This is a genomic window from uncultured Rikenella sp. (assembly GCF_948810725.1).
In the GTDB taxonomy this organism is placed as follows: Bacteria; Bacteroidota; Bacteroidia; order Bacteroidales; family Rikenellaceae; genus Rikenella.
This window is the reverse complement of record NZ_CAQIVA010000002.1, coordinates 1-14,885: the sequence shown is the minus strand read 5'-3', so window position 1 is coordinate 14,885 and position 14,885 is coordinate 1. Positions and strand designations below refer to the sequence as shown.

Annotated in this window: 10 protein-coding genes; 4 read left to right on the top strand and 6 right to left on the bottom strand. The window is 57.7% G+C overall.

Annotated elements, in window-relative coordinates; translation table 11 throughout:
• The first annotated feature begins 86 nt into the window (after positions 1-86).
• The gene (gene secDF / locus Q9S52_RS01965; RefSeq protein ID WP_304708003.1) at positions 87-3,071 is read left to right on the top strand and encodes a protein translocase subunit SecDF; all 2,985 of its coding nucleotides are present in this window, start codon (positions 87-89) and stop codon (positions 3,069-3,071) included.
• A 163-nt stretch (positions 3,072-3,234) separates the two neighbouring features.
• Complete coding sequence (locus Q9S52_RS01960; protein WP_304708002.1) at positions 3,235-3,603, top strand: co-chaperone YbbN; 369 nt, start codon at positions 3,235-3,237, stop codon at positions 3,601-3,603.
• A 1,092-nt stretch (positions 3,604-4,695) separates the two neighbouring features.
• On the opposite strand, the gene Q9S52_RS01955 is transcribed toward Q9S52_RS01960, so the two are convergent.
• From Q9S52_RS01955 to Q9S52_RS01930, 6 genes are all read right to left on the bottom strand, one after another.
• The gene (locus Q9S52_RS01955; protein ID WP_304708001.1) at positions 4,696-4,887 is read right to left on the bottom strand and encodes a hypothetical protein; all 192 of its coding nucleotides are present in this window, start codon (positions 4,885-4,887) and stop codon (positions 4,696-4,698) included.
• Positions 4,888-5,026: 139 nt separating this feature from the next.
• Positions 5,027-6,028 carry a malate dehydrogenase gene (locus Q9S52_RS01950; protein WP_300829547.1) on the bottom strand — a complete coding sequence of 334 codons (1,002 nt, stop codon included), beginning with the start codon at positions 6,026-6,028 and terminating at the stop codon, positions 5,027-5,029.
• Between the two features lie 44 nt (positions 6,029-6,072).
• Entirely contained in the window at positions 6,073-7,107 is a 1,035-nt protein-coding gene (locus Q9S52_RS01945) for a YeiH family protein (protein ID WP_304708049.1), read from the bottom strand.
• 200 nt (positions 7,108-7,307) lie between these two features.
• Positions 7,308-7,460 (bottom strand): hypothetical protein, encoded by a 153-nt coding sequence (locus Q9S52_RS01940; RefSeq protein ID WP_300729053.1) that lies wholly within the window; start codon positions 7,458-7,460, stop codon positions 7,308-7,310.
• Positions 7,461-7,502: 42 nt separating this feature from the next.
• A complete protein-coding gene (aroB, locus tag Q9S52_RS01935; protein WP_300729050.1) occupies positions 7,503-8,564 on the bottom strand; it encodes a 3-dehydroquinate synthase in 1,062 nt (353 codons plus the stop codon).
• Between the two features lie 1,091 nt (positions 8,565-9,655).
• Entirely contained in the window at positions 9,656-10,117 is a 462-nt protein-coding gene (locus tag Q9S52_RS01930; protein ID WP_304708000.1) for an META domain-containing protein, read from the bottom strand.
• Between the two features lie 274 nt (positions 10,118-10,391).
• On the opposite strand from Q9S52_RS01930, the gene Q9S52_RS01925 reads away from it, so the two are divergent.
• Together Q9S52_RS01925 and Q9S52_RS01920 are read left to right on the top strand one after the other, a co-directional pair.
• Complete coding sequence (locus Q9S52_RS01925) at positions 10,392-12,299, top strand: FISUMP domain-containing protein (protein WP_304707999.1); 1,908 nt, start codon at positions 10,392-10,394, stop codon at positions 12,297-12,299.
• Between the two features lie 15 nt (positions 12,300-12,314).
• Positions 12,315-14,141 (top strand): hypothetical protein, encoded by a 1,827-nt coding sequence (locus Q9S52_RS01920; RefSeq protein WP_300829483.1) that lies wholly within the window; start codon positions 12,315-12,317, stop codon positions 14,139-14,141.
• Positions 14,142-14,885: the final 744 nt, after the last annotated feature.

Genomic DNA, 14,885 nt, shown 5'->3' with positions numbered 1-14,885 from the left:
AATGGCTGCGAGTCAGGAAAAAAGTATATATTTGCAACTTCATATCACCCGAAAAAACAAAAACAAAATAAAACTATTTACGATCCATGCAGAATAAAGGCGCACTCAAGTTCTTGGCCATCATGCTGGCCATCGCCTGCGCGTTCCAGCTCTCGTTCTCGTTCGTGACGCGGAGCGTGCGCAAGGAGGCGGCCAAAGTCTCCGGCGGGAACTCGGCTGTTGAACAGGCCTACCTCGACTCCATGAAGTCGCAGGTCGTGTACAACCTCGGACTGGTGAAATACACCTACGCCGAATGTCAGGAGAAAGAGATCAACCTCGGGCTCGACTTGCAGGGGGGGATGAACATCACCCTCGAAATCGCGGTCGAAGATGTCCTCAAGGCCCTTTCTAACCACAGTACCGACCCGCAGTTCCTTCAGGCTATGGCGGATGCCAAGACGGCTATGCGGAGCAGCACCGACGACTTCATCACCCTGTTTGCGGATGCCTATCGGCGGATTGCGCCGGAGGGGCGGCTGGCGGCTATCTTCGGAACCTATGAACTGCGGGGGAAGATTACGCCGGAGTCCACGAATGAACAGGTGATCCGCGTGTTGCGCGAATCGAGCGACGCGGCGATCTCCAACTCGTTCAACGTGCTCTCGACCCGTATCGACCGATTCGGGGTGATTCAGCCCAATATCCAGCGGATCGGGAATACCGGTCGGATTCTCGTCGAACTGCCGGGTATCAAGGATCCGGAACGGGTGCGGAAACTCTTGCAGGGGACGGCCAGCCTCGAATTCTGGACGACCTATACGGCGAAGGAGCTCTATCCGATGATGGCGCAGGCCGATAACGAAGTGGCCGGTTTGCTGGCGGCGGAAAAGGCTGCGAACGCTTCGGCTTCGGAGACTGAAACGGCTGCGGAAGCGGCTGATGAGGCGGCGAAGGATTCGACCGACGTGCTGTCGGCTCTAGGCGCTGCGCAGGGTGAAGACGGAATCGCTGCTGCGGCGACGGGAAATGAAATTTCATCGTTGTTCAGCGTCTTCCAGCCGTTCCAGGAGGGGGGCGTGATCGGGCTGGCGCAGTCGTATGACACGGCGAAGGTCAATACCTACCTCAATATGCCGCAGGTGCGGGCGATGTTCCCGCGCGACGTGCGCTTCATGTGGGGGATCAAGGGGATCAAAGGGAATCCGACGGTCTTCGAACTCTATGCCATCAAGGGGAGCAACGACGGGCGGCCGGCGCTGGACGGGAGCGTGATTACCGACGCGGTCGGACAGTACGGACAGACCGGTTCGTCGGCCGAAGTCTCGATGAGCATGAATGCTGCGGGGGCGAAGACCTGGGCGCGGCTGACGGCGGATAATGTGGGACGGTATATCGCGGTGGTGCTGGACGGGTATGTATACTCTTGCCCGATCGTGAACGGCGAGATCGCCGGGGGGCACTCGCAGATTACCGGCGACTTTACGATTGCCGAAGCGAAGGACTTGGCCAATATCTTGCAGTCCGGACGCCTTCCGGCTCCGGCGCAAATTGTGCAGGAAGCGGTCGTAGGGCCGTCGCTCGGCCAGGAGTCGATCGACGCCGGGATGATCTCCTTCGTACTGGCATTCGTGCTCGTGCTCATCTACATGTTCTTCTTCTACAAGACGGCGGGGATGGTCGCCAATATCGCTCTGATCGCCAATCTCTTCTTCCTGTTCGGAGTCTTGGTTTCGTTCGGTGCGGTGTTGACCTTGCCGGGGATTGCCGGGATCGTCCTTACCATGGGGATGGCGGTGGACGCCAACGTGATTATTTACGAGCGGATCAAAGAGGAACTGCACTCGGGTAAGGGGCTCAGCCTCTCGATCGCTGATGGGTTCAAGAACGCTTATTCGGCTATTATCGACGGACAGGCGACGACGTTGATTACCGGTATCGTCCTCTTCATCTTCGGGACGGGGCCGGTGCAGGGCTTTGCCACGACGTTGATTATCGGGATTTTGACTTCGCTCTTCTGCGCGATCTTTATTACGCGGTTGATTTTCGTGGCGATGCTCGACAAGGGGTGGAACATCCGCTTCTGGAACCGGATGACGGAACACTTCCTCGGCAATGCGAAAATCGACTTTATCGCTTGCCGGAAATACACTTATATTATCTCCGGGACGCTGATTCTCGTGATGATCATCTCGCTGGCGACCAAGGGATTGAGCTATGGTGTCGACTTCTCGGGGGGACGGGCCTATGTGGTGCGCTTCGACCAGCAGGTGACGGCTAACGAGGTGCGGGCTGAGCTCGACAAGGTCTTTACCGACGGGCTGGAAGTGAAGCAGTATGGGAATAAGGATCAGAAGCAGATGCGGATCGTGACCCAGTACAAATACGCGGACGATGCGGACGGGGTGACGAACGAGATCAACGAGATGATTTATCGGGCTTTGAAACCGCTCTATAAACAGGACATCTCAATCGAAGACTTTACGACGACGGTCAATAATCCGTACGGGATTATCAGTGCGGAGAAGGTCGGGCCGAGTATTGCGCACGATATCAAGGTCAATTCGTTCATTGCCGTGATCTTCTCGCTGATTGCCATCGGGATATACATTGCGATCCGATTCAAGAACTGGCAGTATGGGATGGGAGGGGTTGTCTCCCTGTTCCACGATGCGATTCTTACGATCGGTATCTTCTCGCTGTTGTACGGTTTGCTGCCGTTCAACCTGACGGTCGATCAGTCGTTCATCGCGGCGATCCTGACCATCATCGGGTATTCGATCAACGACACGGTGGTGATCTTCGACCGGATTCGTGAAAATCAGCATCTCTATCCGCGGCGGTCGCGGCGCGAAAATATCAACCATGCGATCAATAGTACGCTGGCCCGGACGGTCAATACGGCGGGTTCGACGTTTGTGGTGTTGCTGGCGATCTTTATCTTCGGTGGCGAGGTGATTCGCGGTTTCGTCTTCGCGCTGATGTTCGGGGTGGTGATCGGGACGTTCTCGTCGGTGTTCGTTGCAACGCCGGTGGCATACGACATGATGACCCGCAAGGAAAAACGTACCGGAAAGACGATTGCCGATTAGTCCGGCGCGATTCTTTCTCAGTAGTATTTCGAGGCAGCCTCTCTTCCCTTTGTTTGGAGGGATGAGAGGCTGTCTCTTTTTTATATGTCTGTTCTGTAAAGAATGGGAAAAGTGTATGTTTTTTGCATGGTATGTTTGTGATGTGATAAACTGATGGAACAGAATGATGGAATTGCTTGAATTGAAAGAGGCGGCTTTGGAACAGGTGGTTCGGCCGTCGGAAGATGGGACTTATCGTCCGGTGGGGGAGAGACCGGTTGTTTTGGATTTTTATGTGCCGTGGTGTCAGCCGTGTCGAACGATGTTGCCTGTGCTTGAGGAGGTTGCGGAGGAGTATGCGGGTCGGGTCGATTTTTATAAAATCGACATCGACCGGGAGCGACGGATTGCGGTGCGGTTCCGGGTTCGGAATGTGCCGGCTTTGGCTTTCCTATCGTCGGATGGGGTTTCGGGGTGCGGGGTACATGTCGGTGCGCTGATGAAAGCGTCGTTGCGGGAACGTGTCGAGGCATTGCTGGCGTCGTCGTGTTGATAAGGGGCCGAGGTATAGTTTCGCGTATTGCTTGGGGGTAGAGGCTGCCAGTTGAAATGCGCAGCATTTCCCGTCCACGGGACGTGGGGCCTGCCCGGCCCGAGGGCAGTTCCATTCGGGTCAAAGCTCGACGCGCGCCCGCCTAAAGAAGCGATTCAACTATTTCGGCGGTAGCCGAATATAGATGAATCGCGCAAGGCGCGCGAAACAAAGAATTGGGCCGAGGCTGTCCATTCCGAGTGCCGGGAGGCACCGCCCGCCCGGCGTAAGGGCAGTTCCCTCCCGTAGCCAAAGACGCGCGCCTCGCCTAAAGAAGCGATTCAACTATTTCGGTTTACGCCGAAATCGCTGAATCGCGCAGACGCGCGAAAACGCGGCGGAGCGACAGCGGAGCCGCAGTGAGGCGGACACGGGGCGGAGAACTGGGCTGTGGGTTGGACTGAGCTGTTGTCCATGCTTTTGCGACCCTTTGGGTCGCGCAGTCCGCCGCCCCGGCAGGGGGAGGGCTGCAACTCGTTGAAGCTCGTTGCACTCACCGCTGGCGGCGCCCCCTCCCGCGCCGAGGACGAACTTGACAGAATATAGCGATAAAATGGGAACGGGCGTTGGGTTGATCTGTTGGCTGTGCTTCGGGGGAGTGGGCGACAAGCCGAACATGACAGAATGTGGTGATAAACGGGCGGTGGGGTGGGTGAAACTGTTGCGATCCTTTAGGGTCGCCGGGCCTGCGCGCTGGGCCTTCGGCCCACCCGGGGAGCGCGCAGCCCGAACCCGACAGAATTGGGCTGAACCTTTGGTCGTGGTTTGGGCTGATTTGTTGGTTGAGTTTCTGCGGCTCGCAGAGCCGCGCGGGCCGAACCTCTCCCCTCGGGAGGCCCGCAACACGCCGCTTGCGCGTCGAAAATTGCGATACCTCCCGGACGTCCGACCCGCTTTGCTAGGGAGGTAGTGAATTAGAGATTGCTTTTGAGGGTCGAAGCCTGCGGGGCCCAGAGCAACGTTAGTTGCGGGCCTCCGCTGGGGGAGGCTTCGGCCCGTGCGGTTCTTCGAACCGCAGGATTCAGTCAAAAGTAGGGTAGAGGCTGTCTAATATTAAGGTAGCTCCTGCCCATTGCCCACCGCGGGCCCGCGGCGTTTATTCCGAGAGGAACGCAACTGAAAACCGTGGGCGCGGTCTGTCGTGTAGTTGGGAATGAGTCCTATTGTGTTGAAACTCAGGTAGACGCCTTTTATGTCGTTGATCGCAAAGGCCCAGCTGTATCCGGAGTTGCCGACGTCGCTCAACGCACCTGAGGTGCTGAGGCGGAAGCCCGGGGCGGCGGATGAGAGGACATTGTCAGACTGATCCTCAACAGAGCAAACGTAGCAGGGCCGGATCTTTGGAACAAAGATCCGGCCCTGCTGTCAGTTAAAATAACTTCGACTATTTCAAGTTAGGATTCAACCCCGCCCATTCCGAAATGGCCGGAATGATACCCATGCCGATCACCTCGTCCCGCAACTTGCACAGGTGTCCGTAGCTCTGTTGCAGCGATTCGGTCTCCTGAGCCGTCCCGGTCGGTACCTTATAATGTACTCCGTCTTTGTCGATTGTGGTTTCCATCGCCATCATGATGTGATCGAAGCCCCCTTCCGAAACGTACACTCCTGCCGGCCAGTGGAAAGGAGCGCCGCCCATCGCTGCACGGATCATTTCGACCGACACGTAAGCCGGGCTCTGGAACGACGACCGACCCCGGAGGTCAATGATCCGTTTCCCGCCCTGAATCACGTGTTGCCGGATGGCGGCCCACTGTTCGTCGGTCAGGGCCGGGGTGCCGATCAGTTCGGTCAACGGTTTGCCGTCCACCTTGACGGTTGAAGCGAAAACGGCCATCTGTTCGCCGTGTCCGCCATACGTCCGGGCGTCGGTCACCCGGTCGTGCGCGATACCGAAATGCTGTCCCAGCGCCGTCCGGAGCCGCGTGCTGTCCAAAGCGGCGAGGGTGCTGACCTGAGACGGCTTCAGACCCGAATAGATCAGGGTGACGAGGCCGGTGATATCGGCCGGGTTGAAGATCACGACGACGTGTTTCACATCCGGGCAGTAGGTGCGGATGTCTTTCCCGAACTGGGCGGCGATTTCGGCATTCCCTTTCAGGAGGTCTTCGCGGGTCATGCCGGCTTTCCGTGCCGCACCGCCCGACGAGATGATGTATTTCGCGCCTTTGAGCGCTTCGGCGATGTCGTTGGTCCAGGTGAGGTTGATCCCTTCGAAACCGCAGTGGTACATCTCTTCGGCCATCCCTTCGAGCGCCGGGGCGAACGGGTCGTAGGCGCAGATGTTCGGGGTGAGGCCCATCATGATGGCGGTCTGTACCATGTTCGAACCGATCATGCCGGCGGCGCCGACGATGGTGAGCTTTTCGTCTGTCAGGAAGTTCATAAATATTGGTTTTTAGTTGTTAGTGTCGTTTCTACAACCCGGCGTTACATCAGTGCCGGAGCGAGGTGGCGGGCCAAAAGGTATCCGCCGCCCATCAGCCACACGAAGAGGATAGCGGCCAGTATAAAGGGTTTGACGCCTGCTTTGCGAAACTTCTCGATGCTGGTTTCGGCTCCGAGCGCGGTCATGGCCATAGTCAGCAGGAAGATGTCCAATTGTTTGAGGAAGGCGATCACTCCTTCGGGCAACAGGCCGAACGAGTTGAAAGCGATGACTCCCAAAAAGCCCACGGCGAACCACGGAATCGACACTTTGCCGCTTCCGTTGTCAGAGGTTGCTGCCGTGTTGCCGCGTTGCTGCAATTTTCGTGCCCGTGCGCGCGCGATGGCGAAGCCAAGAAGCAGTAAGACCGGGACGAGCATCATCACGCGGATCATCTTGACGATGACGGCCACGCCGGCCACTTCGTCGCCCATGGCGTTTCCGGCTCCCACGGCGTGGGCCACTTCGTGCAGCGTCGCGCCGGCATAGAGTCCCATCTGTGTCGGGTCGAGCTCCAGAATGCCGTTTCGGTACAGAGCGGGGTAGAGGAACATGGCGATCGTCCCGAAGATCACGACGGTGGAGACGGCTACGGCGGTTTTATAAGGTTTGCTGTGGATGGTGGCTTCGGCTCCGAGCACGGCTGCGGCGCCGCAAATGCCGCTCCCGACGGAGGTCAGCAGGGCGATTCCGCGATCCATTTTCAAGAGTCGTCCGATCCAGATCCCGCCGTAGATGGTTCCGGCGACGATCACGGCGTCGATCACCAAAGCGGCCCAACCGACTTGTACGACATCCTGGAAGGTGAGGTTGAAGCCGTACAGGATGATCCCGATCCGCAGCAGTCGTTTGGAACAGAAGAGGATGCCGGGCACCCAGGTGGCCGGCAGCCGGTTGCGGAGGCTGTTGGCGTAGAGCATTCCGAGTATGATCCCGACGATCAACGGGCTGAGCGAGAGGCTGCTCACCCAGCGGGTCTCGGCGATCCAGAAAGCGGCGCAGCTGAACAGGGCGATCAGCAGTACGCCGTGTAGCATATTTCCGCGGTGTTCACTGAGTTTCATATTTTTTCTGCGGTTTGTGTGCTTGAAACGATAGGGGTTGGGGGCTTATTGTTTATGGGCAGTCCAATTTCGTTTTATTGGGGTCGAGGTCCGGTTGCTTTGGGGTGCCTCTTGGGTAGAGGATGGTGATTATTTAGGGTAGACACAGCCAGCAAAAGACGCAGTGCGTCCGTTTATTCCGAGAGGCAGCGCAACTGAAAACCGTAGGTACGGCGATCTGCGCCATTGGGTCGGAGGGTTGCCGTTTGAAAATCCAAATAGATACTTGTGATCTCTTTGGTTGTAGACGACCACCCGAACCCATGATTTCCTACATTGCCCGTCAATCCTGTATTACAATGACGGAAGCCCGGGGCGGGAGTATCTTGCTATAAAATGTCCGTAATCAACGCCTCCAACTCTGTCAGCGGCATTCGGCGACGAACCGATCGGCCGAGTCCGGATGGCAGGACGAAATCGATTTCCTGCGCTTCTCGTTTTTTATCTGCCTCAACGGCGGCAATCAACTGAGATTTAGTGACTTCGATCGTGGGGTCGATTGAGGTCGGCAGCCCCATTCCGCGAATCGCTCGGGCAATCCGGGCCTCTTCATCTGCCGTGAGCAGGCCGGCTTTAACAGCTGCTCCGGCCGCCACGCAGAGACCGATGGCTACCGCTTCGCCGTGCAGGTAATGTCTCGTGCATTTCTCGATCGCATGGCCGAAGGTATGGCCCAGATTCAACAGTTTCCGCTCGCCGTGTTCTTGTTCGTCCGCTGCTACTACCCGGGCTTTCAGTCCGACTGTGGCGACGAGGATGCGGTGGAGTAGTTCCGGGTTGCCGGTCAGTGTCTCGAATGTCTCTCCTTCGAAGGCTTCGAACAGGGCGGCGTCGCCGATCAATCCGCACTTGATGGCTTCGGCCAGACCGGCTCTCAACTCCCGTGCGGGGAGTGTCGAGAGCATCGTCTGATCGCACAGCACGAAGTCCGGTTGGTTGAAAACTCCGATTAGGTTTTTATAGCCGTCCAGATTGACGCCGTTCTTTCCGCCGACGCTTGCATCGGCCTGAGCGAGCAGGGAGGTGGCTACGAAGCCGAAGCCGCTCACGCCTCGCATATAAACCGAGGCGACGAATCCGGTGATGTCTGTCACGATGCCGCCGCCTATGCCGACGATATACGAGCCGCGGTCGGCTCCCATTCGGAGCAGTTCGCGACAGACTTGTTCTACGGTGGTCAGTGTTTTTTGTGTTTCGCCGAGTCCGATCTGGATATGGGGATAGCGTCCGATCAGTTCCGGATAGGATGCTGCCAGGTTCGGGTCGGTGATGACGATAGGGCGTCGTCCGGCGAGCAGCGTGTTGAGCAAGGGCAGGGCTTCGCCGATCACGATGCGCGACGGGGCTTCCGGTTTGTCCGGGCGCGGTACTGAAATTTCCTGCGTTTTCATCGGAGACAAAATTAACAATATTCTCCGGATGGGCGACGGGCGGGCGCGGCGGCGCGCGGACAAAGAGTTGGGCTGAGGCGGTTAAGCGATACGCAGTATCGCTCCGTCCCGCCGGGGCGCCCGCCCGCCTAAGAGGGCATATTCTGCCGGATTGGCACTCGGCCAATCCGGCAAGAATTGCCGCGGGCGACGAAGAAATGCGGCGGAGCGCAAGCGGAGCCGCAGTGAGGCTGACACGGGGCGGAGAATTGGGGCGAGCTTTGGGCCGTGCCTGGTCTTCAGGCGGTGCTCGTGCGACCGTTAGGTCGCCGTCCTCGGCGAGGGCGACGCATCAACGGCGCGTGGGGGGGCGCGCCGAGGACGAATTTCGCAGAATGGGGATGGGCGACAGGCCGAATTTGAAAACTGTGGGATGAACTTTTGGTCGTGCTTTGGCCGAGCTTCTGCGACCCAAAGGGTCGCGCAGTCCGCCGCCACCCCACGCGGCGGATTGCAACTTGTCGGAGCTCGTTGCACTCACCGCTGGCGGCGAACTTTTGCAAACAGGCCGAGGCCGAACCCGACAGAAAATGGCTGTGCTCTTGCGACCCGTAGAACCGCTGGGCCTGCGCGCTGGGCCTTTGGCCCACCCCCGGAGCGCGCGGCCCGAACCCGAAAGAATTGAGGAGGTGAATGGGGGAAAGTGCTTTTGAGGGTCGAAGCCTGCGGGGCCCAAAAGCAACGTTAGTTGCGGGCCTCCGCTGGGGGAGGCTTCGGCCCGCGCGATTCTTCGAATCGCAAGCATTTCCCGTTTATTCCGAGAGGCAACGCAACTGAAAACCGTAAGCGCGGCTGTTCGAGTAGCTGGTATTGAGCCACGTCACGCTGAGACCCAAATACATGCTATGTATATCGTTGACCGTGGAAGCCCAGCTGTAACCGTAGTATCCGATGCCACTCAGTGCGCCATTGGTTCTCTCGCGGTAGCCCGGGGCGGGGACAGCAAAAGAGGCTTTGAAAAGATAATACGAAAAAGAGGCGACCCTTTGCGAGGTCGCCCCTGTGTAAAATGGAACGAAAGATGCGTTCGGAAAGAAAACAGTTCTCAGAGACTATTTTCCGTTCGTTCCCTCCTTCGCCGTCCGCGGCACAGCCTGCAACAAGGCGACCAGATTGCCCTCGCCGTCCAGCATCAGAAGCCGTTCGCCTTCGAGTTTCAATCGTTTGATGTCCGTCAACCGACTTACGAAGCCGTCTTCGATCTCCGTATCCGGGCAGTACATCCGCGTGACGCCCGCATTCTTGATCTCGATGTTGTGCTCCGGATCCTCGTAGAGGCTGTAACCCGCGAAGAAGTTGTTGCACGGAGCCTGTCCGTAGATCATCTTTTCAGCCGCGTCGAAAGTCAGCGTCACCGCCTTGTCGGTCGGCACCGCTGCGCCGAGGAATTCGATCAGACGCCAGTCGTCCGCTTCGAGATTCGCAATCTTCGGGCTCCCTTTGCGGCATGCGCAACATGCGCTCAGTAAAACGGCCGCCGCTCCGACGGTCGCCAGTATCCATCCTTTTTTCATGTCGATGTCTGTATGAATGGTGAGTGAATAAATCTTTTGGTGTTCCGTAATGGCCGGACTGCCGGTTCGACAGCCTCTGCAAAAGTAGCACAAATTCAGCGAGTGCAAAATTCCTGCCAGAGTTTCTCCGGATGCCTCGCCGCCCGCTGTGGTCTGCGCGGCAGTTTCGCCGAAAGGCTAAAAATTGATCGATAGGTAGTTACGTATGCGGAAAAATTATACTTTTGCAGTCGATTATTCCGGAACGTACCGGGAAACAGCTCGTTTTCAATCTATGAAACACATTGACAATAAGATCGTTATCTCTTTTCTATGCGGAGCGTTGTTTTTGGGCGCGTGCAACAAAAGCCAGGCTCCTTCCGTGTTGGAGCACGGAAGCGAACGGCAGACCTATCCGTTGGTTTTGCAGGATAACGAGGCGCCTGGGGAGAATCTGGCCGAAAAAATTCAGGAACTGTCGGTCTATCACTTCAGCAACGGTAAGTTTTATCTGAAACAACAGCTGAAACCGAACGAGAAGGGCGAAATTGCCGTTTCGGCGGCCGGTGGGTCGCGGCTCTATTTCATCAGCGGCATTCCTTTTTCGCTCTCCGGAGAGACCATCGACGAAGAGAATTTCCGCAATATCGCTGTCGGGCGGGATTTGCACGACAACTCTGCGCCGGAGTTTATGACGGCCGTGGTCGACCTTGGGAATGATACCGAAACGCGAGGGGGGGGGGATCCCCGAACTGTCTCGCTTAAGCGCAGCGTGGCGCGGCTCGACATCGATGCTTCGACGGATAGCAAAATACGGATCAGCGAAGTCCTTGTCGAGAATGCGCCGGCGGAGATCTGTCCGTTCCGCGAAGGCCAGCAGGCGTCGAAAGAGACGATCACCTACCGGAAAGTCTTCGAAACGGCGGTAGGCGGCAAACTGGAGTCCGTCTTCCGGATTTTCGAAAGCGCCCAGCCGGTGCACCTCGTTTTGCTCGGAAGCTATGACGACGCGCCGTTGAGGCTGAAGCTGGAGCTGCCGACGGTCGAATGCAACAAGGTCTATGCCGTGGAGGTGCGGAACTCCGGCGCGATGATCGAAGGGGTGGTCGAGATCAAGCCGTGGGACGAGGGCGGAACGGTCGTCGGAAGTCCGGATGCGGGGAATCGTATCGTGCTCGATGCGGCGCGCTCCCGTTTCCCGGCGGGGGTCAAGGTCGATTATCAGAATAACCTGATCGAAGTGCCGGCCGAAGGGGCGGCGGGGATGAAACTCGCGTTCTTGGGCGACAGCCGGATCGATATCGACTCCGTCGAGGGGTTGGACCCGGATGTCACGCTCAGCGGCGTTTCGGTGTCGGAAGAGCCCGACGGCGGGTTCGTCTCGATGTTCGACGCTTCGGTGGCGGCCCAGGGCCGGGGACGGCTGGGCTATTCGGTGCTCGTGCACCTGAAGAGTGCGCTGACGCAGCTTTCGTACGACTATGTGGAGATTCGGGTCGCGCCCAGCGAACATCAGATCGAAACGGTCGAAATGGGCGGGCTGACCTGGATGGCGTTCAATGCCCGCACGCACGACCTGGAAGATCAGGTCTATCCGCTCGACGGCCTGACGGTCGAGGAGATGTACCGAGAGAGCTGGATCAACACCATCGGCGGTCTGTTCCAGTTCGGACGACTCTATATGTATGTGCCGTGGCAGGGATACAATCCTTCGAATAACCTCGGAAATCAGACTCAGGATGCTCCTTGGATACACGATACCCATATGCCGTGTCCCGAGGGTTACCGGGTGCCGACGCGGGCGGAGTGGCGGGCCATTCTGCCGGCCTCGGCCCAGATTCCGGGGAACTATACCACGGCGACCGGCGAACAAATTACGGCTACGCTTCATGTCGCGAATGGGACGCTCGTGACGCCGACCGGGGTGACCGGAACCCAGCGTTACGTGAAACTCTCCGTCGATGGGACGGATCGTTTCTTGATCTTCCCGATGGCAGGCTATAAAGGCGATAAATCAACGTCGAACAATCCGAATTTCGGCAACTGGGCTTTGATGTGGACCAACGACCGGACGGGGTGTCCGGGAGGGTATGCTTGGCTTCGCAGACTCTCTTTCTCGGCGGCAACCAATTCTCTCTCGTTGATTGATGAATACCAGTGGCAGATGGAAGGATTCGCATACGTGCGGTGCGTCAAGAAATAAGAGAGGAGGCGTGTGATGAAAAACAGACTGAAAATCGCTATTTTCCTTCTGGGCACCGTGTGGGTAATGGCCGGGTGCTCAAAACGACAGGAATTCGACCTCCGGCAGCCGGGCGAGGGGAGTGTCACTTTCGTCTTCGGCTTTCAGGCGGAGAACGACTCCACCCTTCCGACCCGGGCCGACGAGACAGAGTTGCTGCCCCGGGATCAGATCGGACAGATGTGGTATATGATTACCGACAGCCGCGGCGAGAAGCTCGACCTGCATACGCACAAGTTGGAGTCCGACTTTTCGAAACTGACGGTCGAGGGGCTGAAAGAGGGGGATTATACGGTCGTCTTCATGGCGACTTCCAGTCGGGAGCAACAACCGGCGGCGGTCGATCTGCCGCAGAGGCTGGCGGATGTCTGGCTGCGGAATCCGACCGATGCCGAACCGCTGGACGAAATCTACTACTACAAAAAGCTGGATTTGCATGTCGGGCGGGCACAGGCTTCGGTCTCGCAGCCGGTGGCTTTGGAACGCTGTGTGGGGCGGGTCGATGTGGATGTGAATGTCTCGTCGGAGTACATGTGGCGGTTTATCCGCAAGATCGAAATCGTATTCGACGAGGCGGATGGGGTCTACACGGCTTTCGATGCGACGGGAGCCTATTCCGGCACCGGGGCGATTCCGGTTTATGACATTACGGAGAGTCGTTCGTTCTACTCGTTGCCGAGTCGGAAGGCGTTGTCGGGGGTCGTCACGATCGAATCGGAACGCAGCGACGGGATGCCGTTCGTGCGCAAATACCGTTTCTCGGGCTGTCGGATCGAGGCGGGGCGGGTGGCGCATATCCGGATAGATTATCAGCATCCGGAGAGTCGGGAAGGGTTGCTTTATGTGCGTGAAAACGACTTGTCGCGGTTCGAAACCGATACCATGTTCCTGGCGGATGAACCGCGGGAGGTGTTTTATAATGCGGGGCGGCGCTCGTTCTATCCGAATGCTCCGTTACAGGTTTCGGTGGCGGGGGATCATCGGTTGCTGGTCAAGTTCTTCTCGCCGATCGCGATTCGGGATGTGAAAATCCTGTGCCGGTTCAATAAGTTCAGTCCGGAATTCGTCGAGTTGGCGCAATTCGATTTGATTTATCCGTTCATGGAGGCTTCGTTCCCGTTGCCGGTGGTCAGTTCGGAGCGCACGTTCACGACGGCGTCCGGCCGGAAAATCGTGGTGCCGGCTCAACCGGATCTCTCTGGTGAAGATGTCTCGCTGATCATTCAGACGGAGGATCCGTTCATGAAGAAAATCGAACGGATCGACAGTCGGTGGTATATTCGGTTTTCGGCCTATTCGGCGGATGCGGGACATGCTTATTGGCGGCATATGAATCCGTTGCTGTGTCGGCATGGGGTGGCTTTGGCGCTCAATATGGCCTTTATGTTCGCGTCCGAGGAGTTCAATACCGAGATGGAGAAATACGATGGGCGGCTGCTGGACAACGGTCGGAATCCGATTGATCTCGATCAGTTGCGGCAACGGATTCGCAGCCATGGGGGGCTTTCGCTCGGTTGTGTGTCGGGGGTCGGCGGCTTGGGGGGCGGACAGACTTATGGATTGGCGAACTATTGTTATACGGGGGTCTATTTCGATGCGACGTCTCCGAACAGCCATCCGCATAGTTATCCGCGTCAGGCGATGTTCCACGAATATGGGCATTGTCTGGGGTATAGCCACTCTAGTACGATGACTTACGGGGATCAGTGGACGGTGCTTTGTGCGACGGTTTTCGTGCAGATGGGGAAAGACGGGAAGTTGCCCGTTTGTTCGAAGGATGCGGTGGGCAACTTGCCGATGTAGAGTTGCCGGATGTAAGTTTTCGGAGGCCTGATGCAGGTCTGAGAACCAGGGCGCCTGACGCATTAGCGTCGGGCGCCCTGTATTGTAGGAATCTTTTTCAATGAGTTGGGCTGTCGGTAACTTGAGGATGCGCAGCATCCGTCTAAAGTTTGGCTACGCGTTGCCTTCGGCTTCCTCGTGCTATCTCGGCATAGCCCGTAAACGGTCTCTGCTCTCGGAACGCTACTCGGTTCCTCCTTGCACCTCGGCCATTCAAACAAGTTTGATGGCACTCGGTTGCTGCGTCGGTTTTCTGGTTCTCTTTGTTCACAACCGACGCTGCCAGCGAGGGCAATGCAAACGCAGTTTGCAAATTGCCGAGCGGCGAGGAGGAAGGCGAAGCCAACGAGAACAGTTCCAGCCGGGGCAGTGATCAGATCGCGCGCCGCCGCCTAAAGAAGCGATTCAACTATTTCGGCGGTAGCCGAATATAGATGAATCGCGCAGGCGCGCGAAAAGCGCGGCGGAGCGAAAGCGGAGCCGCAATGAGGCGGACACGGGACGGAGAACTGGGCTGGGCTTGGGGCTGTGACAGTTCTTTGGGTTCGAAAACCGGTTGCGGTTTTCCCGCTGCGCTGGGTCGAGCTTGGGACTGAGATTTGGACTGTGGGTTGGGCTGAACTGTTGGCCGAGCTTTGGTCTTTACTTTAGGGCCGAGAGCGAGTAGCTAAGTCCCCGTGGTAACGGTCGGCCCGCAGCCCCCGG

Coding starts and splice junctions, on each gene's coding strand:
- Q9S52_RS01930 (WP_304708000.1), bottom strand. CDS start 10,117: ATGAAAAAAGGATGGATACTGGCGACCGTCGGAGCGGCGGCCGTTTTA.
- aroB (WP_300729050.1), bottom strand. CDS start 8,564: ATGAAAACGCAGGAAATTTCAGTACCGCGCCCGGACAAACCGGAAGCC.
- Q9S52_RS01925 (WP_304707999.1), top strand. CDS start 10,392: ATGAAACACATTGACAATAAGATCGTTATCTCTTTTCTATGCGGAGCG.
- Q9S52_RS01960 (WP_304708002.1), top strand. CDS start 3,235: ATGATGGAATTGCTTGAATTGAAAGAGGCGGCTTTGGAACAGGTGGTT.
- Q9S52_RS01950 (WP_300829547.1), bottom strand. CDS start 6,028: ATGAACTTCCTGACAGACGAAAAGCTCACCATCGTCGGCGCCGCCGGC.
- Q9S52_RS01920 (WP_300829483.1), top strand. CDS start 12,315: ATGAAAAACAGACTGAAAATCGCTATTTTCCTTCTGGGCACCGTGTGG.
- Q9S52_RS01945 (WP_304708049.1), bottom strand. CDS start 7,107: ATGCTACACGGCGTACTGCTGATCGCCCTGTTCAGCTGCGCCGCTTTC.
- secDF (WP_304708003.1), top strand. CDS start 87: ATGCAGAATAAAGGCGCACTCAAGTTCTTGGCCATCATGCTGGCCATC.